Source organism: Geoglobus acetivorans (assembly GCF_000789255.1).
In the GTDB taxonomy this organism is placed as follows: Archaea; Halobacteriota; Archaeoglobi; order Archaeoglobales; family Archaeoglobaceae; genus Geoglobus; species Geoglobus acetivorans_B.
Genome location: NZ_CP009552.1, coordinates 960656 through 983793, shown reverse-complemented (window position 1 = coordinate 983793; position 23138 = coordinate 960656). Strand labels below are relative to the sequence as shown.

Below are 23138 nucleotides of genomic sequence, written 5' to 3'. Positions count from 1 at the left end.
AATCTTATTTTACACTGAGTGTATAATAATTTTTTGAACAACCGATAGCTCAGAAGTTTTGAAGAATGGTATTAAAAATTGAGAAATACTACCACCCCATCATGGGGCAGTGAGCGTAGCCGTATCCATAGCCGTAGCCGTACTGCTGAACTCCCTGCATCCACACCGGAATGTTTGAGTTCTCGTCCCCAAGGCTCTGACCATTGGCCTCAATGTACACAGGGATTATCGAGTTCCCGTACTCGAGGCCCTTAACCCTGACGTCATCTCCCTGCTTTATCCCAAGGTTTGCGGCGAACCACCAGGGCATCGTCACGTACTTTCCACTGTCCAGCACGACTCCCATCATGTACACCGCAGACACCTTTCCCTCAACATCGACCAGATCAACCTGTCCCTGGTTTCCGTAGGCGGGCAGTGGATAGCCATCATCCGCATCGTATCCTCCCATCATGGGGTAGCCAAAGCCGTACCCCATCATGGGCCCCATCATGCCAAGCATTCCGTAGCCATAGCCGTAACCGAAACCACCCATGTGGGCCGAGGCTGTATACACCGCAAGGGCCATCAGGCCTATAACCACACCGGCTATCAAACCGCTCTTCTTCATCTCACATCACCTCTGATCACCAGTATGTGCTCAGGGGCAATAGGTCTTGGGGGTTAAAACGAGGTGTGAAATGAAGAGGAGATGTTTCAGAACGGTTTATCCTGGCAGAAGATGGTTCAAAATGGATTTTCGAGATGTTGGGTTTTCTGATACAGGCACAGAAAGGATGCGGGTTCTGTTTTTTGTGTGATGCTGTTCACCTCATTGGTTATGTGGTCTGATGGTTGGGGCTGTAGGGGAATGCTGTTTCATCAGCCTGCACCCGGTCATCGGAGGTTTGAGGGTACGGCCTGAAAGGACTTCCGGAACTGTACACTGGAAGCACAAAAAGTTTATTAATAGCGTCAGGTTTCCAGAGGTTAAGGGGTGTTAAGATGGCGAGGAGGAGACAGGCAAGAGTTAAGGATAAGTGGACGATGAAGAAATGGTTTACGCTCATCGCTCCGGAATACTTTGGAATGGCAGAGGTAGGTTACACGCCAGCGGATGACGAGAACAAGGTCCTCAACAGGACGGTGGAGGTTACACTTGCCGAGCTCACCAACGACTACTCGAACCAGAATCCGTACAAGAAGCTTGTATTCAAGGTTTACAGGGTTGCAGGAGAGAACGCATACACCAAGTTCCACAGGTTTGAGCTTACCAGGGACTATCTGAACAGCCTTACAAGAAGGAGAACGAGCAAGATTGAGGACATTGTGGATGTTCAGACAGCCGATGGTTACATCATCAGGGTTAAAACCGTTGCATTCACGGTAAAGAGGTGCCAGAGCTCTCAGAAGAGGGTTATCAGGAAGGTCATGAACGAAATAGTCAAGGAAAAGGCCTCAAAGCTCAACTTCGTTCAGTTCCTGCAGGAGGCGATCCTCGGAAAGATCCCGTCAGAGATTTACAGGGAGGCAAAGAAGGTTTATCCGCTCAGAAGAGTTGAGATCAGGAAGATCGAACTGCTTAAGGAACCAAAGGTAACAGCCGAAAGCCTTTCAGAGTCTGGGGAGAAGGTTGAGGCCGAGGCTCAGTAATCCACCTTTTTATTTTTGCGAATTTAAATTAAAAAATGGGCCTGAATTGGGATATGTTTCATCTGTTTCAGTTCTCTCTCACGTAGTAGTAATACTCGCCAGCGGTTTTCTGCTCTCTGTCAAGCCTTGACTCCGGTTTGTTTATTCTCGGCCTTTTGGTTTCCTCATCTCTCCTGAACGTTATGTCGAGGTTTCTGAGGAATCTGTTCATTCCGTCCCTCAGACTTGCGGGCTTTCTTGCCACACCCCTCTTTCCGGGCTCGCCCTCGAAGACCATGACTCTATCCGAAAGCATGTCCACTAGGTAGATGTCGTGGTCAACCACGAGCACGGTTTTGCTGTTGTTCATGGCAAACCTTTTCAGAATTCTCGCAACTTCCGTCCTCTGCTCGACATCGAGGTGGGCTGAAGGCTCGTCCAGGAGGTAGAGGTCTGCATCTCTCAGCAGACATGCCGCTATCGCAACTCTCTGCAGCTCTCCACCACTCAGTTCATCAATGTTCTTTTCGAGAATTTTCTCAAGCTGGAGTGGCTTTAGGTATTCGGTCCTGTAGTATGATGACTCGACCATCGGGTTTATGCTTCTCAGGAAGCTTATGACGGGCATTGAGATATCTCCCTTCACGTACTGGGGTTTGTAGGATACCTTCACGTCCAGATCTACCTTCTTCTCGTCATCCTCAAGCACTCCAGCAAGAACCTTCACGAAGGTACTTTTACCGGTTGCGTTTGGACCCAGAACGCCCACAACCTCTCCAACCCTGAAATCTCCTTTCTCAGCTTCGAGTGTGAAGTTCTCAAAGCTCTTTCTGAATGCCGGATATTCGATGAGGACCTCCTCCTGAACGCCCTCCGATGGCTGGAATATCTCGAATTCAATCTCCTTTTCCCTGATCCTTATGTTCTCCTCGGCCAGATGTCCTCTCAGATACTGGTTGATTCCCACTCTGACTCCCTTTGCGTTTGTTATGACGCCATACACAGCAGGCTCACCGTAGCTTATGTGGACGTAGTCTGCGAGCATGTCAAGTATGGCAAGATCATGCTCGACTATCATAACCGGCCTCTTTTCTGCCACCTCTCTGACAACCTTTGCCGACTCTATCCTCTGGTATATGTCGAGATACGATGTTATCTCGTCCAGGAAGTAGAAGTCTGCATCTCTCAGCAGACATGCCGCTATCGCAACTCTCTGCAGCTCTCCACCGCTCAGATCCTTTATATCTCTGTTCACGGCGTTTCTCAGGTTCAGCTTATCTATGTACTCGTCAAGTTCGCCTCTTTCGTCAACCTTGGAGAGCAGATCCATTGCCTTTCCTTTGTAAACCTTGGGGATGCCCTCGATGTACTGGGGTTTGACGCTGACCCTCACACCACCGTCTGCAAGAGACCTGAGGTAGTCAAAAAGCTCTGTTCCCTGGAATCTGTCGAGGACCTCGTCCCAGTCTGCCTCCTCCTTTCCGAGGTTGGGTATGAGCTGACCCGAGAGGATTTTCAGAGCAGTACTCTTACCTGTCCCGTTCGGGCCGAGAATGCCGACAACATGTCCCTTTCTCGGTACGGGCAGATTGTACAGAACAAAACCGTTTTTACCGTAGCGATGAACCTCATGACCCTCAAGCTGTGATGGCAGGCCAACTATTGTTATCGCCTCGAACGGACATTTTTTGACACATATACCGCATCCCTGGCAGAGTTCCTCACTTATGATTGCTTTTTCCTCGATAACTATTGCCTCTCCTCCCGTTCTTACAACGGGGCAGTACTTCAGGCACTCCTGTCCGCACTTCTTGGGCTGACATCGCTCCCTGTCAACAACAGCGATCCTCAGGCTCATCCGGTTGTTGGAAACCTGAGCTGAATATAAGAGTTCCGGGATTGCCTGCTGACCTCCGGGTTATGACCTCAGGCGAAAAATAAATTGGGGGTGTTCACAGGTTCAGCAGAATCGTCCAGGAGATGTACCAGGTTGCGAGTGTCAGAAAGCCTATTCCCACCCAGTCCTTTGATTCGATTTCAACGCCATACCTCGGAAGTATGAGCTTGTGGAGATAGATGAAGAAAACGAGCACTATGATTCCCACGGGATCCCTTGTTCGGAGATCGCCCGTGACGAAGTATGACAGCACTCCGGCAAATATACCAACAATCAGCGGCACAAACGTTTTCAGAAGATTTTTTTCCATATCATCACCTCATAGATGGTCTTTTTGATAGCAGCACGGGCATGGGGAGTGGCTTGTATGGTCTGCCCTCGCACTCCTTCTTAACCTCTTCGATCAGCTCCTCCACAGTCATCTCGACCTTCTTCTGCCTTTCCTTGGTCGATTCCTTTCTGACGGTAACGCTGAGCCTTCCGCTCTCCAGCTCCTTATCCCCTATGACCACCACGTACGGTATCCACTGGGTTGCGGCATCCCTCACTTTCTTACCTGTGGTTTCCTCCCTGTCATCGACATCCGCCCTTATCCTGTTAGCTCTGAGAATTTCCGCAATCTCCATTGCCTTTTCGAGATGCCTTTCGGCTATCGGAATTATCCTGACCTGCGTTGGGGAGAGCCACACGGGCAGCATTGGGAGTCTTCCCTCCTCTGCTTTCATGTACTCCTTTTCAAGCAGGGAGTACATCACCCTCTCAATCGCACCGCTCGCAGAGCAGTGCAGGATGAGCGGGTGTTTTTCCCTGCCATCTGAGTCCACGTAGGTAATTCCGTACCTCTCCGCATTCTCCACGTCAATCTGGACCGTTGATAGGGCAGAGGCTTTGTCGAGCGCATCGACGAAGTTGAACTCGAACTTCAGCACGAAGTAGAAGAACCTCCTGTCCCACATCTCGATGAGTATGGGCTTGTTCAGAACTTCTGCTATCGAGTGGATGAACTCCCTGTTTTCTTCATAGAAATCTTTGGTTATCCTGATGGCAACCTCATAATCTTCAGGCTCAAGCCCTATCTCTCTCAGCACCTCCACCGACAGCTTGTACTGGTTGTAGAACTCCTCCTTCGCCTCTTCAATGTCCCTGACTACTGTGTGCATGTCGGGCATGGTGAAGGCCCTCAGCCTCCTCAGTCCCACAAGCTCTCCTCTCTGCTCCTTCCTGAAGGAGTACCGGGTGAGTTCGTACATTTTGAGCGGGAGGTGCCTGTAGGTTATCGTGGCCTGAGACGTCATTAAAAACTGGCCGAAGCAGGCGGCAAACCTCAGGAAGAAGTCCCTCTTATCCCCCTTTATTATGTACTGTCTGGCCGGAAACCTCTCCAGGTACTTTCTCAGCGTGGGATGTGCCCTGTCATACATTATTGGAGTCTCCACCTCCATCGCCCCGTACTCAATGCACTTCTCGGTAACGAAGGTTTCCAGCAGGCTCTTTATCAGCCTGCCGTTTGGGTAGTAGCGCATGTGTCCGCTGTCCGATGCATCTTCATAGTCTGCAATTTCGAGCCTCTTCATCAGCTCGACGTGGGGTGGTACGCGATCCACGGCTCTCCTCTTCGATATTTCGTAGTCCACGAACTTCTTCAGGTTGGGGTGGTTGCTGAAGTCGAACTTCTCAACCTCAACAAGCTCCTTCTCAGGAGTGAGGATGTACCAGTAGCTCTTCGCCTTCTCCTCGTCCCTCAGCGCCTGAGTTACCTCAGTATCCTCTCCCCTGATCTCTCTGGAAAGCTCGCTGAGAGGGTGCCCCTTGCATGAGATTTTGAAGGCCTTGTACCATCCGAACGGTGAGCGGTGAACCTCAAAATCTGAGGAGAGATTTTCCTCCATGAATTTGAGGAGCTTTACAGCTGTTTCCGGGTCGGCGAGATTTGATGAGAGGTGAGCGTAAGGATAGAGAACAACCTTCTCGGCATTGACCTTTCTGGCCACGTCGGTTATTTCCTCAACGGCTTTTAGTGCTGTGTCTTCCGTATCTCCTTTTTCGACAGAAATGAAAACCACAAGGGCTTCATCTACTCTCTCACCCTTGCCCTCAAACGGTTCGGCAAGTTTTGTCTTCTTCTTGACCTCATACTCGATGTAGTCCGAGTGAAGCAGGAGTATTTTCATGGGGGCTAAAAATACGGGAAGGCTTTAAAGTTTTCGACATCCCTGCTGTTCAGCGATGCAACTCTTCCCGAAATCGGGAAGGTGTACGGGAGAGCAGACATCAAAGCCCTCAGCTCGGGTGCAGTCTCATACCTGCCGACCTCTCCAGCATATCAATGCAGACATGACAGCCCCATACCGGAACACGATAACTTTGCTTTTTTATCGATTCTGGCTGTGGATTGCATTTCATTAGAGAATCTGAGCCTGCAAATCCAGTCGCACATCTTATTATCAGCTATTTTTATAGCATAAACTTTTAATTTTCACTTCCTCCTTTCCTGAAACTGAGCCAGTTTATTTTTATTCTCCAACCCTTCCCTGACAGATTTACTCAAATTCAGTAAAAAACCCGTAAAAAATCCACAATCGAAAAACAAACCCCAGGATAAAAGTCGCACAACGTTATAAATAACCCGCATCACCGGAGGTTCGCTGCAGTATTTAAATGAAAGAAAAGAGAAGAAAGCTTTTTATAGGAATCTGGGGGAATATTACAGGAGGTTAAAATCAGACCTTGAAGGGATTGAAAGTTTGTCATCCTTAAACTCAAGATATTCATCATTTGGGTTAAAATCAGACCTTGAAGGGATTGAAAGGTTTATTACTTCAACCTGCTCCTTTACCTTTTCTATATGTTAAAATCAGACCTTGAAGGGATTGAAAGATTATTTCCTAATTCTCGGAGGATATACAAACATTCTGTTAAAATCAGACCTTGAAGGGATTGAAAGTGAACAGATCAGGGTGGAGATGAGGGAAAATCTGGTGATGGAGTTCTGGAGGATGCTGATATACATGCTGCCCTTGGAAAGGGTTGAAAGGGCTATCGAGGAGTTTGCAGAGATGTCAGCATTTTGAGGCCGGAGTGATGCGATGATCAGGTTCTCAGGTCATGCACTGAAGAGAGCCAAAGAGAGAGGGGTTGAACCTGAGCAGGTTGAGCTCGTGATCAGAGAACCAGCGGAAGTAATTTACGTGAAGTTTGGAAGAAAAGCGGCTTTCAGGCAGTTTGGAGGGAAATACATCGTTGTAATCTACGAGGAACGAAATAATGAAATAGTTGTGGTAACAACTTTAAATGTAGATAGAAAGAGGCTGATAGGGCATGGTTTCGGTGGAGTTTGATCCAGATGTCAATGCCATGTTCATAAGGTTCAAAAAGGGTAAAGCGGTAGAGTCGGAGCCGTTAGCAGACAACGTTATCGTGGATCTTGACGAGAACGGAGACGTTATGGGGATAGAGATACTCCTGCCAAAGCTTGCAGAGGAGCAGAGGGAGTTTGTGGCGAAGATGGTAAAGGCGAAGGTTTGAGTTAGGGATTCTTGAGTATTACGCTCTCAGGTTAAAATCAAACCTTTAATGGATTGAAAGAAGAGCTTAAAAAAGAGTTAGAACCAGACCAGCATGGGGTTTCTGAAAGTCCAGCTGGCATTTTGCACCCATCTGCCCTCAGGCGACGCGGGAGGACAGATCAAAATCAGATCGAAAGCAAATACGAGCATCACATGGTAAAGCTGAACCGCTACAGGGACAGCACCTCAAGGTCATCAGGAAACTCTGCCGCAACTCCCTTCTTCCTGAGAAATTCCGCAATTTTCTCCCGGTTTCCGTATGCTGGAGGATACAGGTGGATCAGGTATGCTTCCCTCACACTCTCCGCGTTTTCCGCAAGATTCTCCGGAGATGTGTGGTAATCTGCCCGTCCCCCAAAATCGAGTGACATCTCGTGTACTGTCACCTCCACGTCTTCGTAAAGCTCAGGGAAGGCGGACGTGTCTCCCGAAATCAGCACGCCGTTTATTACATACCCCAAGCTCTCCAAGGAGTGCCTCGTCTTCCTCGCCTCGAACCTCATACTGCCTATCATGAACCTCTCGCCATCTTCCAGCTCCAAAACTCCGAAGTCGAGTTTTCCCAGGAGGTATGGCGAAGCTGACAGGAAGCTGTTATGGAAGCTCTCAGCCCCTTTAGGGGCGTAGATTTTCAGTTTTCCTGCACCGCTCAGCCACCTTGCTTTCAGGATTCCCATCAGCTCTCCGCAGTGGTCGAGGTGGAAGTGGGTCAGAACCACCGCATCGAGGTCTGTAACATCATACCCCGCCTGCTGGAGCCTGAGCATTGTTCCGAATCCGCAGTCCACCAGCACGAGCCTGTCGTCCTCGATCAGAATAGACTGCTGTGCCTTTTCTGCCAAGCTGACTGCAACACCCGTGCCGAGGAACGTGATTTTCACCCTTTCACCCCCAGAAAGTCCGCCAGGGTGTGGAGAAGCTCATCGAGCTTCAGAATCTCCTTTCCGGAATACACGCATCCGTTTCTTATGAAGTCCGAGACATCCTTTCCCATCGACTCGTGCTGGGTTCGTATGGCGTGTTCTATGACCTGCTCCACCTTTTTCAGTCTTCTCGTTCTGTAAGTGACGTACCTGCCGTTCTCGAAAAACCTGCTGTATTCCCTGTTCTTCCGGATGAACTTCATTGAGTTTTCATAGCTCTCGATTTTTGGCCCGTAATGCTTTTTAACTCCGGAAACCTCTCCAGAAAGGGTCTCAAATAGCAGGTAGCATTTCTGCCCTGCGTGGTGTCCCGTTCTCATCACCTGAAACTCATTCTCCTCGAGCAGCTTTTTTATTCTCTTCTCTGCCCTTTCAAGCTGCGTGTACAGGTTGTCCTCAACTATTGGCGGTCTTTCAAAAACAACTGCACAGACAAATCTGTTTTCAAGCTCGCAATTCAGCCTCTCCACACTGACTGAACTGTCTTTTGCGATGAAAAACTCCTCGGAAGGGTTATTGAGGAAGAGCCTGCATCTCTCTATGAATTTTGCGAGGCTGTCAACGCTCAGGTTTGCGGCAACGTTCCTCTTCCTGTCAACCGGGTCTATGACGAAGATGTTCTGAAGGCCCTTTTCCACTCTGGTCTCTCCGTTCTCGATGTCTATAACAAGATCCCTTCTCCAGCGGGATGCTTTCCTTACAAGGTTTTCAAAAGAACCGTAAAAAACAATAAGAAGCTCACACAGATAACCGGAAAAACCCCTGATCTTGTATTCCGCACCGTAAATCCCGCCGGCTTTGAGAAATCTCTTCAGGAGCCTAACATCGTCCTCTTTTCCTCTAATTCTGTCTTTCAGCCATTCGTGGTGAAACGGAGTTCTGTCCACTGCACTCTTGATTCTGTCCGGGCTTTTCAGCCTGTAACACGGCACGACGTCTATCTCAACTCCATCCACAGTCCCGTGGACATAGGGATGCGCTGCATACCTCAATTCGTAGCTGTCCACCACCTGCTTTCCGATCTCTATTCCAAGCTTTTCCAGCTCTTCAAAGCTGTAATTTTCGGGGAAAAGAAGAAATACATCGATTTCAAGTCCTTCCGGGAGCCAGGTGTTTCTTGCGTAGCTCCCGAGAAATCTGTACTCGATTTCAGGATAATCTCCGAGGATTGTTTCAAGCCTTTCTCTTATGACTCCCTCAACCGATTCTGCCTTTCTGACAAGGTTCTCGTCGGGAATAACTTCGGGAAGGACTTTCTGAATAACATCTTTAATATCCGTCATTGTCTACAACCCTCCAAAGACCTCGACATCTTCATAAATGGGCCCTCTGGGTGTGAGAGTTGATTTCTTCAGACTGAATTTATCCACCACCATCTCCCCGTACTCTCTGCTGTACGCTTCCAGCTCCTTCAGGAGCTTTGCCCTGTCCTGGGGTCCAATCCTTTTAACTCTTCCTACGGTGAGGTGTGCCCTGAAATCCTTGTCTTTCCTGAAGCCGAGCCTCTTCATGCTGTCCTCGACGTTCTTTGCCAGGCCGTAAATCTCGGCCCCTTCCACACCAACCCATATAACTCTAATGTAGTTTGAATTCGGAAAGAATCCAATGCCACCGAACCTTATCTCAAATGGCTCGAATTGAATCTGCCTCAGCCTTTCCCTTATCAGTTCTGCCTTTGCATCATTGACCTCCCCGAGAAACTTCAGTGTGATGTGGAGGTTCTCCGGTTCCACAGGTTTAATTCCTCTGTAATTGGACAGAAGGGACAGAAGTGGCAAAAGCTCTTTTCTGATGTCCTCGCTGATATCGATGGCAACAAACAGTCTCATAAGGGCAAAGATTATTAATAAGTTCAAATAGTTTTTCGGTTTGAATGACTGGCAAGAGTAGAGGAGAGGTCAGATACGTCATACTCAAACCTCTTGGCTATCCGCTCAAGGCGAGCTATCATGAATACCCGAAGGTGGACAACCTGAAGGTATTTGACCGCTATGCTAAGGATCAGTGGAAGGGAGAGTATATCTTTAAGGGAAAGATGCTATTCGACGTTAGAATGTTTCCGGATTTCGCCTTCGAGGTTGTTAACTGCGAGCCGGAAGAGGGTATGATTGGTGACGGCACGATATTTCTCGTGGAGAGCAAATCAAACGATATAACAACCGAGCTTGTTGTGGATGTTAAGCTCGAGGATGTTGTTGGTCAGGATGAAGCGAAGAAAAAGGCAAGGATAATTCTCGAATATCTCAAAAATCCAAAGAAGTTCGGGAAATGGGCTCCAAAGAATGTGCTGTTTTACGGTCCTCCTGGCACGGGAAAGACCATGACAGCCAAAGCCCTCGCAAACGAGGCACACGTTCCGTTTCTCTCTGTCAAATCCACCAAGCTTATTGGAGAGCATGTTGGTGACGGAGCCAGAAGAATTCACGAGCTTTACGAAAGGGCAAGGCAGCTCTCTCCATGCATCGTTTTCCTGGATGAATTTGACAGCATCGCCCTTGACAGAAGCTATCAGGATCTGAGGGGCGATGTGAGCGAGGTTGTTAACGCCCTTCTCACCGAGCTTGATGGGATCGAGATGAACGACGGCATCTGCACGATTGCAGCCACAAACAGGATTGATATGCTTGACGCATCCATTCGAAGCAGATTCGAGGAGGAAATCGAGTTCAGGCTGCCGGGTCTTGAGGAGAGGCAGAAGATACTTGAGAAGAACCTCTCAGACTTTCCGGTTTCGGTCAACGCTGATCTGAGTGAGATAGCGAGGGTCACTGAAGGCTTCTCCGGAAGGGACCTTGTTGAAAAGGTGATCAAGGCCTCCCTCCATCGTGCAATTGTCGAGGGGAAGGACGTGCTGAACACCGAGGACTTCATAATATCCATAAGCAGAGTGTCCAAACCGTCGAAGCAGCCGCCGAAGCAGATGTTTGTTTAATTTCTGGCCTTTTGGCATCTTTAATTTTTGCCCGGTATTTGGCCCGCCACATCTTTTTATGTCATGTGTGTATTGGAGCAGGGGATACATAATGATTAATAACGAAAGATTTTTAAATCTTAACTATTTATCATTTAATAAGGGTGATTGAAATGGTGTGTCTCAACTGCGGTGATGGAAGGTTCTCCTACATGTCTGAGGATGAGAGGTTTTCGTATTACGTCTGCAGATCATGTGGAAATACGAGCGTCCTTCCGAAGGGAATGAGGATATCCTGAGGGTTCAAACAGCACTCAGGTTTTAACTTTTTGCATTAATTGTCATTATCATCTGGCTCTCTGCCATAACTTTTATATTCCCTTGGTATTCCCTTGTTAAAGTAATATTTTCGGGGCCCGTAGCCTAGCTAGGATAAGGCGGCAGCCTCCTAAGCTGCAGATCGCGGGTTCGAATCCCGCCGGGCCCGCTTATTTTCCTGTCAGCATTTTGTGGTTTCTGAGGTGGTGGCTGTTTTAAGCTGGACAGGCAGGACTGGGGATCATTTCATAGGTCAGCAGTAAAAAACAGGAAGGGAATATCCCTGACGTACAGTCTGTCTGACTTAAAATGGATTGATGAAGTTCACACACCGGAAGAATTTGCCGAGAACCTCCTAAAATGAATGAGCCTGAATTCCCAACACGGATACCACAGCAATGGAATCCATTATCAACAGGCTTTCAATGTCAGGATGTATGGAACTCATTCCAATAGGGGAAGTAACAGAAGGCTATCCAGACAGAAAGAGCGCTCCGAGACAGGGCGTTTTTGGCGACAGAATATCGAGAATAAAAATCTACGACGAGTTTGCTGACGGTCTGGAGGGACTCGAAAGGTTTGACAGGATAATCGTTCTGTACTGGTTCCACCTTTCTAAGAGAGACGTTTTGAAGGTGGAGCCTTCCTGGGCAGATGGTGTCAGGGGCGTGTTTTCAATAAGGTCCCCCGAAAGACCGAATCCCATTGGATTTTCGGTTGTTGAGCTTCTTGAAATCGAAAATAATGTGCTGGTGGTCAGGTATCTCGACGCGGTAACGGGAACCCCGGTTATTGACATAAAACCGTTTTTTGATGAGATTGATTGCTACTGAGCCCTGAAAAGCACCGATCCATGGAAAAATGGAAAAACGGGTTGAATGATGCAGAGTTAGATGTTTTCTTTGAACCACTCCACAAGCTCAACGAACTGAGAGTGTGTGTTCACGTTGTTCGTGTCCATCGGGCTCTTGAAGAAGAATCCCATTTCTTTTATGACTCCGTAGAGACCCTTCTTCTTGGCGAATAGCAGAAATCTGGCGATGTCTATGGTCAGCGGCGCGGCAACAATGGCATCGATCGCATCCCAGATGAAGTAGAACTTCATCTGCGTTCCCAGGAATCCTTGGAAGTGTATGAAGTCGAAGGCAGTCTTGTTGTCGACCAGTGACGGGAAGTACTCTATCTGGGTGATGCTGAATGGTGAATAACCGTAAATCTTTTCGAGAACCTTGTCCTTGCTTATGACCTTGCTCTCCTTGTTCTCCCTGTGACTCAGCACAAGGCCGTCGAGGTCCCCCAGAATGTTGTAGCTCATCCATCCCAGAACCCTCAGGTTCCTGTAGGCGAACATGGGTGCGAGGGTTGTTTTTACCAGCGTCTCTCCGGTCTTGCCGTCGTTGCCAGCATGCGGCACCTTTTTCTCAACTGCAAGCTCCTTGAGTGCGGGGATTGATGAGCCTGCGCTTGGAGTGAAGTTTCCGTAAGGGATGCGGTTTTTCAGCGCAACGTAGGCATAGAGTATGCTTGCGCTTGCATGCTCCCTGACATCGTTTTCAATCATCTCTTCAAAACCGTCGAGGGAGCCGTGATATTTTTCGCTGTAGTTGAGCAGCGGCTCAGTGGAGGCCGAGTTGATGACGACGGTATCATCGTCTGCAAAGGATTTGAGGTCTTTTTCCAGCTGTTCAACTATTTCCGCGAGGGTTTTTTTCTCGTTTTCCAGGACCTCAAGCTCGCCAAGAGCCTGAACCCCACTTCCACAGTTAATGGCAGTACCCTTGCTCGCTCTGATCTGTTCAAGCTCACCTCTCACCTCTTCAAGGTATTCTTTCTCAAAGTGCCTGTTCTGCTCCCAGTGCTGGAGTGCTGCTATATAGGCATTCTCCGCTTTTCTTACCTCATGACCTCCAAACTCGAATCTGAGAGGTGCGTATTTTTCTATTCCTTCAAACTGAGGAAGTGAACTGACAAGTCCCGTGTTATCAATCCTGCCCTGCTCTATGAGCTTTCCACCGGCCATTGCAGTAGTAGAAACAATACCATAAGCACCGATGAACCAGATTTTCATATCATCACCTCCCATAAGTGTGAATCTGAAAAGTTTTAATTCGGAAAGGTTTAAAAAGTTTTGTGAAAGAGATTGAGGAAATTGGCGGGATTCTTGCAGAATTTGAATTGATTGATGGCAGAGTCTGCATAAAAAAGGAGTTTTTCCACGAATTGCTCAGGGTTCTGGGCAGGATAGCGGCTCAGATCGATATGGGGTTTCATGATGATGCCAGGGAGACCGTATCAGTGCTCGGTGAGGTGATCTACTCCAGCACCAAATCGTTGTTGGACGAAACATAGTTCGCCAATCGAAGAATTTATAAAGTTCATTTCTACACTTGGCACATGGAACTGATAGCCAGACGATTTGCAGAGATCATTGCTGGAAATATAGTTTTTTCTGAAAATTATGGTGAAGCGATAAAAAAGTGGAGGGCACTGTTCGAAGTCTCCCAGAAAGAACTTGCAGAAAGGCTTGGCATAACTCCATCCGTTATAAGCGATTATGAGGCTGGAAGAAGAAAATCTCCCGGTATGAGTTTTATCAAAAAGCTTGTTGAATCTCTCCTTGACATAGACAGGGAGAGGGGCTGGAAGACCGTTTCCAGGTATAAGGATTTGCTGGGTGTGGAGTTTGATGTTATTCAGGACATTACGGAGTACTCCGGGCCGGTGCCGTCAAAGAGGCTCGCCGATATCATTGATGGTGAGCTGATAACCGACTTTGGCAGAATGGCCATGGGCCATACGGTTGTTGACAGCCTTAGGGCAATACTCTCCCTGAGCAGCTATGACTTTTACAAGCTTTACGGGCTTACGAGCGAAAGGGCTTTGATTTTCACCGGTGTTACCACGGGAAGGTCTCCCATGGTCGCCGTGAGGGTCGCCAACCTCAAACCCTCTGTCGTCGTTCTGAATCCAATTAACGGTGGAAAGGTGGACAGGCTGGCCGTCAGAATTGCTGAAATTGAGGGTATAGATCTGATTGCGAGCGATGTTGAGAGGGGTGAGCTTGTTGAAAGGTTGAAGGAGCTGGAGGTGTGATGATGGTCGGGCTCGTGTCTTACGGGACCTATATTCCGAAATTCAGGATAAAGGTAGAGGAAATAGCGAAGATCTGGGGCGAGAATCCGGAAACAATCAAGAACGGTCTTGGAGTTTACGAGAAGAGCGTCCCGAACATCGATGAGGATGCGGCCACAATAGCTGTTGAATGTGCAAGGGAAGCAGTGAGAAGAGCAGACATCGACAGAAATCACATTGGAGCTGTTTTTGTTGGTTCCGAAAGCCATCCCTACGCCGTAAAGCCCACTGCGACAATAGTTGGTGAAGCCCTGAACCTGAACAGCTTTTTCCATGCCGCAGACCTCGAATTTGCCTGCAAGGCAGGAACCGCAGGAATTCAGAACTGTGTTGCCATGGTGAATGCGGGAATGATCCGGTACGGTCTGGCCATAGGTTCGGACACGAGCCAGGGCGCTCCCGGAGATCCTCTCGAGTACTCCGCAGCGGCGGGAGGTGCTGCGTTTCTCGTCGGAAACGATAGCGTTATAGCAGAGCTTAAGGACACACTCAGCTTCACCACTGACACTCCTGACTTCTGGAGGAGGGAGGGGCAGCCATACCCGAGTCACGGGGGCAGGTTTACGGGAGAACCGGCGTATTTCAGGCATGTGTCCACCGCAGCAAAGCGCATCATGGAAAGGAACGGATTATCGCCGGAGGATTTCAGCTATGCGGTTTTCCACATGCCCAACGGAAAGTTTCCTGTCAGGGTGGCGAGGATGCTGGGCTTTACAGGCAAACAGATAGAGCAGGGTCTCGTGGTCAGATACATAGGCAACACCTATTCCGGTTCATCTCTGCTCGGTTTTTCTGCAGTCCTCGATATCGCAAAGCCGGAAGACAGAATCCTCCTTGTTTCGTTCGGCAGCGGAGCAGGCAGCGACGCATTCGTGTTCGAGATTACTGACAACATCGAAAGCATGGAGAGAAAGCCTGAGGTCTGGGAGAAGATAAGAGAGGGAGTTTACATAGACTACGGCACGTATGCGAAGCTGAGAAGGAAGATAAGGATGGGGTGATGAAATTGAAGAGAGTGGCAGTCATAGGGGCCGGAATGTCGAGATTTGGAGAGCTTTGGAACATGAGTTTCAGAGACATTGTAATCTCCGCAGGTCTTGAGGCTCTCGAAGATGCGAATCTTGAGGGCAGGGAGATCGAGGCGATGTATGTGGGGAACATGAGTGCCGGGAGATTCATAGCCCAGGAACACGTTTCTGCTCTCATTGCAGATTATTCGGGACTTGCGTCCATCAACATTCCTGCAATCAGGGTTGAGGCAGGCGATGCGAGCGGTGGAGTTGCTCTGAAGGAGGCATACATAGCCGTTGCATCGGGCATTCACGACATCGTCATTGCTGCGGGAGTGGAGAAGGTTACGGACGTGGGCTCGTCGAGTGAGATAATGGACTCATCCATAGACAAGGAGTGGGAGGCATTCAACGGCGCAACCCTTGCAGGGCTGTTTGCAATGATGGCGAGACTTCACATGCACGAGTATGGCAGCAGCGAGGAGGATCTCGCCAGAATAAGCGTGAAGAACCACAGAAATGCAGTGAACAATCCCAAAGCACAGTTCAGGAGAGAAATTACTGTTGAAAGCGTTCTCAATTCACCTTACGTTGCCGAACCGCTGAAGGTTCTCGATTCAGCACCGATAAGCGATGGAGCTGCCGTTCTGATACTTGCGAGTGAGGATGTGGCCAGGAAATACACAGATACGCCCGTATTCCTCGATGCGGTTGTTCAGTCCAGCGACTACCTTGCACTGCAGAACCGGAGAGACATTCTCGAGATGAGGGCAGTTAAAACAGCTACAAGAAAGGCACTGAAGCTTGCCGGGTGCAGCCTTGATGATGTGGGAGTTTTCGAGCTTCATGACTCGTTTACTGTTACGGAGATGCTCCTTTATGAGAATGTGGGCATTGCTGAGAGAGGCAGGGGACATGAGGCTATCAGAGATGGCGTGGTTGAAATTGGAGGGGGCAAACCGGTGAACCCATCTGGCGGACTGAAAGCCTGCGGGCATGCTGTGGGTGCCACCGGAATAAGGCAGGCCGTGGAAATCGTCTATCAGCTGAGAGGGGATGCGGGAAAGAGACAGGTTGATGCCGAGATTGGCATGGCCGTGAATATTGGGGGTACAGGAGCAACAGCCGTGGCTTCTGTATTCAGGAGGTGAAAATCATGCTTCCCAGATTCTGGAGGAAGATCAAGTACCGGTACAACCTCGTGGGGACGAAATGTGAGAACTGTGGCAGCATTTACTACCCTCCCAGAAACATCTGTCCGGAGTGCAGGAGAAAGAGCAGGATGGTCGAGGTTGAGCTTGGTGAGAAGGGCAGGGTGGTAACCTACACCGTAATCCACGATGTTCCGGAAAGCAGCAAGCTGATGAAGCCCTATGTGGTCGGAATCGTGGAGCTTGACAGTGGTGCCAGAGTTACCGCTCAGATTGTGGAGGATCCGGAAAGGGTCAGAATAGGGTCGAGAGTGAGGGCGGTCTTCAGAAAGTACGGTGAGGAAGGGGAGGACGGAATAATCTACTACGGCACGAAATTTGTGCTTGATGAGTGAACCTGTAAAATTTTTTAATTTTCCAGATCATTATGCGAGTGATGCTCTTCGGAACTGCAGGTGTGCCTAACACCTCTGCAGGGAGAAGCACTGCGGATGGAATCAGGACCATCAGAGAGCTTGGACTGGACTGCATGGAGGTTCAGTTCGTCAGGGGAGTGAGGATGAGGGAGGACACCGCCAGAAACGTCGGTCTGGTGGCGGAATCTGTTGGCGTAAGGCTGAGTGTTCATGCACCCTATTACATTAACCTGAATGCGGACAGCGAGGTTAAGGTGAGGCAGAGCCTTCAGAGGCTCATTGACTCGGCGAGAATCGGGAACCTGATGGGTGCCAGAAGCATAGTTTTTCATCCCGGATACTACATGAGAAGACCGAGAGATGAGGCTTACAGGAGAATCAGGGACGCTCTGAATGAAGTTTCTGACGTTGTTGCAGAGCTGGGTGTGGTTTTGAGGCCGGAGACTTCTGGGAGGCGAGAGCAGTTTGGGGAGCTTGAGGAGATACTCAACCTGTGCTCCGAGGTGGAGAACACGCTTCCGTGTATAGATGTGAGCCACATCCATGCCAGAACCATGGCTTACAACAGCTACGAAGAATTCTCAGAACTGCTGGAGGTTGTGGAATCTCTGCTCGGCAGAGAGGTTCTCAAAAACCTGCACATTCACATAAGCGGGATAGATTATGGTGCGAAGGGTGAGGTCAGACACCTTAACCTGAGAGAATCTGATTTCAGGTTTGAGGAGTTTTTAAAGGCTCTCAGGGACTTTTCTGCAGGTGGGCTGGTTATATGCGAAAGCCCGAATCTTGAAGAAGATGCAGCTATGCTTAAGGAACTGTATTCTCAGCTCTGAGCCTGATGGAGCGAGAACTTCTCCACAACCTCGTTAAGCTTGTTGAACCAGTTTTCAAGCTCTGCCCTCAGCCTGTCCTTCAGAACGTCGATGGAGATTGGGACGTAGAGATACTTGTATCCTCCGTGTTTCAGTATTCTGTACTCTCTCTCGACGAGGCCCTTTTCCATAAGTGAGTGAAGGCTTCTGTAGACTCCACTCCTGTCCTTTCCGATTATCTCTGCAAGCTCATCAACACCTGTGTTCGGATGCTCGTGGAGGGCGAGATACACCTCTATCTCGGAAGGAGTCAGGTTTAGAATGCATTTTAAAATATTTTGAAAGGTTGTTTCACTGGAAAACAACTCTCTGAGCTTTTCCTCATCCATACCAATCACCTTTTCTCGATTATTATTACTGCGGAGGATGTTTCGACAACATCGACGTTTTTGCCGCTTATCGATTTCTCAAATTTGAACTCGAACCACTCGCTTTCCAGCTCGTATTCCTCGCCATTTATGCTTAAAGTAACTCGTCCCTCATTTATAAACTTTAGGATTTCTGCCTCGCTCATCTGTTTTACTGCATTTATAACTGCTCCAGCCCTGTCTCTGAACTTTGGACCGATTATGCTGAATTTTGGCTTGACCTCTGCAATTCCCATCTGGATTTCGGGCATCTCCTCAACGATCTCGACCTCAGCGTTTACCGCTCCGGCGATATCTCTTGTGTCGATGCTCTCCTTCACAAATATTCCGATTCTGCCCATGGGAGCGTTCAGGGCAAGCCCATTGTCGTGCTTGTACCTCCTTATTGCCTCGACGATCTCTTTTATCATTTCTCCTTTTCTCTCTGCGTTTTCGTCAATCAGAGTTTCATCTGCCTCAGGATACCTCTGCAGGTGCACGCTGCCGTCTCCTGAGAACACCTGCCAGCATTCCTCTGCCATAAAGGGTGTTATCGGAGCGAGCAGTCTTATCAGGGTGGAAAGGACCCTGTGGAGCGTGTATTTGGCGGGGACTCTTTCCTCATCGCTGCCGGAATACAGCCTGTTTTTCACAATTTCAATGTAGTTATCCGCAAGCTCGTACCAGGTGAAGCTCCTTATTGCTTTCAGGGCATTGCTGAAGTTGTACTCCTCCATGCTTCTGTCAACTTCGATGATCAGCCTGTTCAGCTTGGAGAGAATCCATCTGTCCGCATCTCTCAGCAGTTCCCTGTGAGACTCGTCAGGCTGGTAGTCATCGAGGTGCATCATTCCGAATCTGAGAATGCTCCAGAACTTCTGCTGGAATCTCGAAGCTGCGACGACCTCCTTCCAGCTGAAGATAACGTCGGTTCCCATAATTCCGCCTATCGCTGCCCACTGTCTCAGCGCATCGGCACCGTACTTTTCTATAACCTCTTCAGGAGAAATGACGTTTCCGAGACTCTTGCTCATTTTTCTGCCATCCTCTCCGAGTACCATTCCGTTAATCACGATCTCATGCCAGGGTATCTCTCCAACAAGCGCAATGCTTCTCAGTATGGTGTAGAATGCCCATGTTCTGATTATGTCATGGCCCTGAGGCCTGAGATGGGTGGGGTACTCCTTCTGGTCATCCGGCCACCCGGTGATTGCAAGCGAGGTTATGCTCGAGTCCATCCAGGTGTCCAGGACGTCATCCTCTCCATCAAACTCGTTTCCACCGCATTTCGGACACGGTTCCCTGGGCTTGTCTCGTGTTGGGTCTACGGGCAGCCACTCCTCCTTTGCAACAACAACCTCCCCGCAGTTCCTGCAGTACCATACGGGAATGGGTGTTGCGAAAACTCTCTGCCTGCTAATGACCCAGTCCCAGTCCATGCTCTCAACCCAGCTTTCGAGTCTGGAGAGCATGTGTTCGGGGACCCACTTCACCCTCCTTGCAGCCTCCAGTATTTTCTCCTTCTCGATTTTGACGAACCACTGTTTTTCAGGCACAATCTCTACCGGGGTCTTGCACCTCCAGCAGACTCCAACGTTATGGTCAACTTCCTCCTGCTTTATCAGTCTGCCCTCCTTTTCCAGGTCTTCGAGGATCTTCTCTCTCGCTTCCCTGACGTTCAGTCCTGCATATTTCCCGGCTTTTTCGTTCAGCCTGCCGTCTCTTGTCAGAACGTCTCTCAGCTCAAGCCTGTGCTTCTTCCACCATCTAACGTCCTGTCTGTCTCCAAAGGTACATATCATCACCATTCCGGTGCCGTATTCCGGATCGACGTCCTCGTCGGCAATGACCTTCACCTCATGCCCTGTTCCGGGCACTCTCACGGTTTTGCCCACCACGTCCCTGTAGCGCTCGTCTTCGGGATGGACTGCTATTGCAACACACGCCGGTATAAGCTCCGGTCTGGTGGTTGCGATGATCACGTCATCATCGAACTTTATGTAGTTGAGCTTGGTCTTACCGCTCTTGTACTCGATTTCTGCAAGGGCTATGGTGGTTTCACACCTCGGGCAGTGAATCACGGGGTGTTCTCCTCTGTAGATCAGCCCTTTTCTGTACATTCTTACGAAGCTTACCTGCGTTTTTCTGTAGTATTCTGGGTACATGGTTATGTATTCCTTGCTCCAGTCAATGCTGAACCCCACCCTGCGCATCGTTTTTCTCATTTTCTCAATGTTGCCCTCTGTAAACTCCACGCACAGTTCCCTGAACCTCTCTCTCGGGACATCGTTTTTCTTGATTCCGTATTTCTCCTCAACCTTCACCTCGGTTGGCAGTCCGTGACAGTCCCATCCCTGGGGAAACATGACCTCATAACCCTTCATTCTTCTGTATCTTGCTATAAAGTCAATATAGCACCAGTTGAGGGTGTTACCAATGTGGAACGTCCCCGTGGGGTATGGGGGAGGTGTGTCTATGATGAAATGAGGCTTTTCGGAATTCCAGTCAAAGTAATACATTTCATCCTTCCACTGCTCAACCCATTTCTCCTCGACCTTATGAGCGTTGTATTCCTTCTCCATATTCATTCGATCACCTCACATGGTTTGTCAGCTTTCCAATATTTTCAATCTCAACCGTAACCACATCTCCACTGCTGAGCTTTCCAACACCTGCGGGAGTTCCTGTTGATATCACATCTCCCTCCTTCAGGGTCATGATGGATGACACGTAAGATACAAGCTCAAAAACGCTGAAAATGAGGTGTGATGTGTTCGACTCCTGAACGACCTTCCCGTTGAGTATGGTTTTTATTTTCAAATTGTCAGGCTTTATGCCTGTGGCGATGTAGGGACCAATCGGTGAGAAGGTGTCGAAGGATTTGGCAATGCCCCACTGCCACCCCTTCTGCTGGAGGTCTCTTGCGGTTACGTCATTGAAGCATGTGTATCCGAGAATAACCTCTTCAGCCTCCTTCACGGTCACGTCCCTGCATCTCTCTCCAATAACCACAGCAAGCTCACCCTCGTAATCCACTCTCGTGCTTTTTTCAGGCAGGATTACTGCATCCCCATCTCCAATTATTGAAGAAGGTGATTTCATGAAAAGCACCGGCTCTTCGGGAATGCTCATGTTCAGCTCTTCAGCATGGTCTCTGTAATTAAGCCCGACGGCGATTATTTTCTCAGGAATTACAGGGGGTAAAAATCTCACATCATCGATGCTGAAATGTGACGAATCGAGGAAAATTTTCCCGTTAGCAATTTCAAAGTAATCCTCGATAATCTCTCCTCCAGCAATAAACCTCCCGTATGCAATCATTGACTTAGCCTCCCGCTCACAAAATATATTGGTTTCTGTATGACTCAACATTTTTATTTCCTTCCGGCATTCCCGTTCTGATGCTGACTTTTCTCTCGGGCGGGACGGGTACACCGAAGCTCCTTGCCGGGATGAAGGAGGTAGAAAGGGACTTCGCCGTCGTGGTGAACACGGCCGAAGATGTGTGGGTTTCAGGAAATAAAATCTGTCCGGACATAGATTCTGTCATCTACGCTCTTGCGGGCATTATAGACGATGCAAAGTGGTGGGGGGTTAAGAATGACACCTTCCACACCCACAACCGGCTGAAGGAGCTTGGAATCGATGAGGGCATGATGATTGGAGATGCGGACAGGGCCACGCACGTCTTCAGGAGTGAACTGCTCAGAAAGGGTTTCAGCCTCAAAGAGGCAACCGAGATGCTTGCCAGGGCTATGGGCGTGGAGCAGAAGATCCTGCCAATGTGCGAGGAAGAGGTGGCGACTCAGGTAGTAACTCCAGAAGGCAAGATGCACTTTCAGGAGTTCTGGGTTAAAAGGAGGGGCGAACCTGAGGTTGCGGGCATAGAGGTGGAGGGGATTGACAGGGCAAGACCTGCTGAGGAGGTTCTGGAGACGATAGCGGAAAGCAGAGCCGTCATCATAGGACCCAGCAACCCTGTTACGAGCATTGGTCCAATTCTGATGATTGACGGAATCAGGAGAGCCCTGGAGGGGAAAAAGGTCATAGCAGTATCCCCAGTAATTGGAAAAAACCCTGTAAGCGGTCCGGCGGGAAAATTCATGAAGGCTCTGGGCTATGACGTCTCCCCTGAGGGGGTTCTGGATTTTTACCGGGGGTTGATAGACGTGTTTGTTGTGCAGCAGGGAGACGGGTTCGAGAGCGACTCAACAGAGGTTGTAGAGACCAACACCATCATGAAAACAGCGGAAGATGCGGTAAACCTCGCGAAGTTCATTCTGAACCTTCTTTGAAGTGTCTTTCGAGGACTTTTTTCATACCCCTTCTCAGGATTTCTGAAAGGGTTGAAGATGCGATTCCGAAATGGTCTGCGATCTCCTCCAGTCTGATCTTCTTCGGAAAGTCGAAGTAGCCCCTTTCCAGAGCGAACCTCAGGATTTCCTCCTCTCTGTAAGTGGTTCCGGTTTTGGATGGCTTCCCCTTGTAGAGGATGTCGAACTCCACACCGTAGTCTTCAAGTTTTGACATCAGGGTTTTGAACGCCTCGTCATCGCAGATGAGGTCCCAGATCAGTGTGCTGTCAGAAACGTCAACGTTTTTGAGGATGCACCCTGACTGGAGTATTGGCAGTGCAACCATGCACGTATGCTCCTTTATCAGAATTTTTGCCTCATCCTTCGAGAGGACGATGCTGTCGCAGGTTTCCGGAAGCTCTGACAGGGATCTGCTGATGTCTCGACCCTTGATCTGGAAGAGACCTTTTATTGATTCACCAACGTCGGTCAGACCCTCCACCTTTGTTATTACATTTTGCATGGCCTTTATAACACCAAGGGCGCAGTTTTCGGGAAGTTTTGTTCTGATCTGGAGCTCAATCACGGGTAAAACTCCTGCAATGCTGTATTTAAACAAATCGAAAATCTGTCTTGGCAGCATGTCCGTTCTGTTCTGAAACTCCCACTCCCATATGCATGGCTGCCTG

Annotated in this window: 26 protein-coding genes and 1 tRNA gene; 15 read left to right on the top strand and 12 right to left on the bottom strand. The window is 49.1% G+C overall.

The annotated features are described in order from the left end of the window. Nucleotides 1-88: 88 nt before the first annotated feature. Nucleotides 89-610 (bottom strand): hypothetical protein, encoded by a 522-nt coding sequence (locus GACE_RS05840; RefSeq protein ID WP_048091946.1) that lies wholly within the window; start codon nt 608-610, stop codon nt 89-91. Nucleotides 611-984: 374 nt separating this feature from the next. Between GACE_RS05840 and GACE_RS05835 the strand changes: the two genes are divergently transcribed. Then, on the top strand, nt 985-1632 hold the full coding sequence (locus tag GACE_RS05835; RefSeq protein ID WP_048091944.1) for a 30S ribosomal protein S3ae: 648 nt from the start codon (nt 985-987) through the stop codon (nt 1630-1632). Nucleotides 1633-1699: 67 nt separating this feature from the next. On the opposite strand, the gene GACE_RS05830 is transcribed toward GACE_RS05835, so the two are convergent. The 3 genes from GACE_RS05830 to GACE_RS05820 form a co-directional block, all read right to left on the bottom strand. Continuing rightward, nucleotides 1700-3469 (bottom strand): ribosome biogenesis/translation initiation ATPase RLI, encoded by a 1770-nt coding sequence (locus tag GACE_RS05830; protein ID WP_048091942.1) that lies wholly within the window; start codon nt 3467-3469, stop codon nt 1700-1702. 94 nt (nt 3470-3563) lie between these two features. Next, nucleotides 3564-3818 (bottom strand): EMC6-like membrane protein, encoded by a 255-nt coding sequence (locus GACE_RS05825; RefSeq protein ID WP_048091941.1) that lies wholly within the window; start codon nt 3816-3818, stop codon nt 3564-3566. Between the two features lie 4 nt (nt 3819-3822). Continuing rightward, entirely contained in the window at nt 3823-5679 is a 1857-nt protein-coding gene (locus tag GACE_RS05820; RefSeq protein WP_048091939.1) for a threonine--tRNA ligase, read from the bottom strand. 699 nt (nt 5680-6378) lie between these two features. Here GACE_RS05820 and GACE_RS12045 point away from each other — a divergent pair. Genes GACE_RS12045 through GACE_RS05810 form a run of 3 tightly spaced genes read left to right on the top strand, consistent with a single transcriptional unit; the run spans nt 6379 to nt 7033 of the window. Further along, nucleotides 6379-6579 (top strand): hypothetical protein, encoded by a 201-nt coding sequence (locus tag GACE_RS12045; protein WP_449267229.1) that lies wholly within the window; start codon nt 6379-6381, stop codon nt 6577-6579. A gap of 15 nt (nt 6580-6594) precedes the next feature. Beyond that, nucleotides 6595-6846: a DUF4258 domain-containing protein gene (locus GACE_RS05815; RefSeq protein WP_048091938.1), complete on the top strand. Its 252-nt coding sequence runs from the start codon at nt 6595-6597 to the stop codon at nt 6844-6846. Then, complete coding sequence (locus GACE_RS05810) at nt 6827-7033, top strand: DUF2283 domain-containing protein (protein WP_048091936.1); 207 nt, start codon at nt 6827-6829, stop codon at nt 7031-7033. Before GACE_RS05815 ends, GACE_RS05810 begins: the two co-directional genes overlap by 20 nt. A 211-nt stretch (nt 7034-7244) precedes the next feature. Here GACE_RS05810 and GACE_RS05805 read toward each other — a convergent pair whose 3' ends face one another. From GACE_RS05805 to thpR, 3 genes are read right to left on the bottom strand one after another with little or no spacing between them, the layout of a single operon-like run. Then, nucleotides 7245-7955 carry an MBL fold metallo-hydrolase gene (locus GACE_RS05805; RefSeq protein ID WP_048091934.1) on the bottom strand — a complete coding sequence of 237 codons (711 nt, stop codon included), beginning with the start codon at nt 7953-7955 and terminating at the stop codon, nt 7245-7247. Then, entirely contained in the window at nt 7952-9280 is a 1329-nt protein-coding gene (gene cca / locus GACE_RS05800; protein ID WP_048091933.1) for a CCA tRNA nucleotidyltransferase, read from the bottom strand. Before cca ends, GACE_RS05805 begins: the two co-directional genes overlap by 4 nt. Nucleotides 9281-9283: 3 nt before the next feature. After that, on the bottom strand, nt 9284-9826 hold the full coding sequence (thpR, locus tag GACE_RS05795) for an RNA 2',3'-cyclic phosphodiesterase (RefSeq protein WP_048091931.1): 543 nt from the start codon (nt 9824-9826) through the stop codon (nt 9284-9286). Nucleotides 9827-9870: 44 nt separating this feature from the next. Between thpR and GACE_RS05790 the strand changes: the two genes are divergently transcribed. The 4 genes from GACE_RS05790 to tsaA all read left to right on the top strand — a co-directional run bounded on the left by GACE_RS05790 (nt 9871) and on the right by tsaA (nt 12059). Next, entirely contained in the window at nt 9871-10929 is a 1059-nt protein-coding gene (locus tag GACE_RS05790; protein WP_048091929.1) for an AAA family ATPase, read from the top strand. A 143-nt stretch (nt 10930-11072) separates the two neighbouring features. Then, entirely contained in the window at nt 11073-11207 is a 135-nt protein-coding gene (locus GACE_RS11900) for a hypothetical protein (protein ID WP_318249122.1), read from the top strand. 113 nt (nt 11208-11320) lie between these two features. Continuing rightward, nucleotides 11321-11395: transfer RNA gene (locus GACE_RS05785), tRNA-Arg, on the top strand. A 268-nt stretch (nt 11396-11663) separates the two neighbouring features. Continuing rightward, entirely contained in the window at nt 11664-12059 is a 396-nt protein-coding gene (tsaA, locus tag GACE_RS05780; protein WP_048091927.1) for a tRNA (N6-threonylcarbamoyladenosine(37)-N6)-methyltransferase TrmO, read from the top strand. A 56-nt stretch (nt 12060-12115) separates the two neighbouring features. Here the strand turns inward: tsaA and GACE_RS05775 are convergent, their stop codons facing one another. Beyond that, nucleotides 12116-13294: an inositol-3-phosphate synthase gene (locus GACE_RS05775; protein WP_048093713.1), complete on the bottom strand. Its 1179-nt coding sequence runs from the start codon at nt 13292-13294 to the stop codon at nt 12116-12118. Between the two features lie 62 nt (nt 13295-13356). Between GACE_RS05775 and GACE_RS05770 the strand changes: the two genes are divergently transcribed. Genes GACE_RS05770 through GACE_RS05745 form a run of 6 tightly spaced genes read left to right on the top strand, consistent with a single transcriptional unit; the run spans nt 13357 to nt 17768 of the window. Continuing rightward, complete coding sequence (locus GACE_RS05770) at nt 13357-13575, top strand: hypothetical protein (RefSeq protein ID WP_048091926.1); 219 nt, start codon at nt 13357-13359, stop codon at nt 13573-13575. Between the two features lie 45 nt (nt 13576-13620). Next, nucleotides 13621-14319, top strand: a complete 699-nt coding sequence (locus tag GACE_RS05765) for a helix-turn-helix domain-containing protein (RefSeq protein ID WP_048091924.1) — start codon at nt 13621-13623, stop codon at nt 14317-14319. A 2-nt stretch (nt 14320-14321) separates the two neighbouring features. Further along, entirely contained in the window at nt 14322-15359 is a 1038-nt protein-coding gene (locus GACE_RS05760) for a hydroxymethylglutaryl-CoA synthase (RefSeq protein WP_048091921.1), read from the top strand. Between the two features lie 5 nt (nt 15360-15364). Then, nucleotides 15365-16519: a thiolase domain-containing protein gene (locus tag GACE_RS05755; protein ID WP_048093712.1), complete on the top strand. Its 1155-nt coding sequence runs from the start codon at nt 15365-15367 to the stop codon at nt 16517-16519. A gap of 5 nt (nt 16520-16524) precedes the next feature. Continuing rightward, nucleotides 16525-16914, top strand: coding sequence for a Zn-ribbon domain-containing OB-fold protein (locus tag GACE_RS05750; RefSeq protein ID WP_048093710.1), 390 nt, complete (start codon nt 16525-16527; stop codon nt 16912-16914). Between the two features lie 41 nt (nt 16915-16955). After that, nucleotides 16956-17768: a TIM barrel protein gene (locus tag GACE_RS05745; RefSeq protein ID WP_052400237.1), complete on the top strand. Its 813-nt coding sequence runs from the start codon at nt 16956-16958 to the stop codon at nt 17766-17768. On the opposite strand, the gene GACE_RS05740 is transcribed toward GACE_RS05745, so the two are convergent. Genes GACE_RS05740 through GACE_RS05730 form a run of 3 tightly spaced genes read right to left on the bottom strand, consistent with a single transcriptional unit; the run spans nt 17759 to nt 21475 of the window. Further along, the gene (locus tag GACE_RS05740) at nt 17759-18136 is read right to left on the bottom strand and encodes a helix-turn-helix domain-containing protein (RefSeq protein ID WP_048091917.1); all 378 of its coding nucleotides are present in this window, start codon (nt 18134-18136) and stop codon (nt 17759-17761) included. The two genes, GACE_RS05745 and GACE_RS05740, sit on opposite strands and share 10 nt — an antisense overlap. 5 nt (nt 18137-18141) lie before the next feature. Continuing rightward, nucleotides 18142-20742: a valine--tRNA ligase gene (locus GACE_RS05735; protein ID WP_048091915.1), complete on the bottom strand. Its 2601-nt coding sequence runs from the start codon at nt 20740-20742 to the stop codon at nt 18142-18144. Nucleotides 20743-20746: 4 nt separating this feature from the next. Then, nucleotides 20747-21475, bottom strand: a complete 729-nt coding sequence (locus GACE_RS05730; RefSeq protein ID WP_052400236.1) for a fumarylacetoacetate hydrolase family protein — start codon at nt 21473-21475, stop codon at nt 20747-20749. Nucleotides 21476-21555: 80 nt separating this feature from the next. Here GACE_RS05730 and cofD point away from each other — a divergent pair, with 80 nt between their 5' ends. Continuing rightward, entirely contained in the window at nt 21556-22449 is an 894-nt protein-coding gene (gene cofD, locus GACE_RS05725; protein ID WP_048091913.1) for a 2-phospho-L-lactate transferase, read from the top strand. Here cofD and GACE_RS05720 read toward each other — a convergent pair. Next, nucleotides 22430-23035: a helix-turn-helix domain-containing protein gene (locus GACE_RS05720; RefSeq protein ID WP_048091911.1), complete on the bottom strand. Its 606-nt coding sequence runs from the start codon at nt 23033-23035 to the stop codon at nt 22430-22432. The genes cofD and GACE_RS05720 overlap by 20 nt on opposite strands. Between the last annotated feature and the right edge of the window lie 103 nt (nt 23036-23138).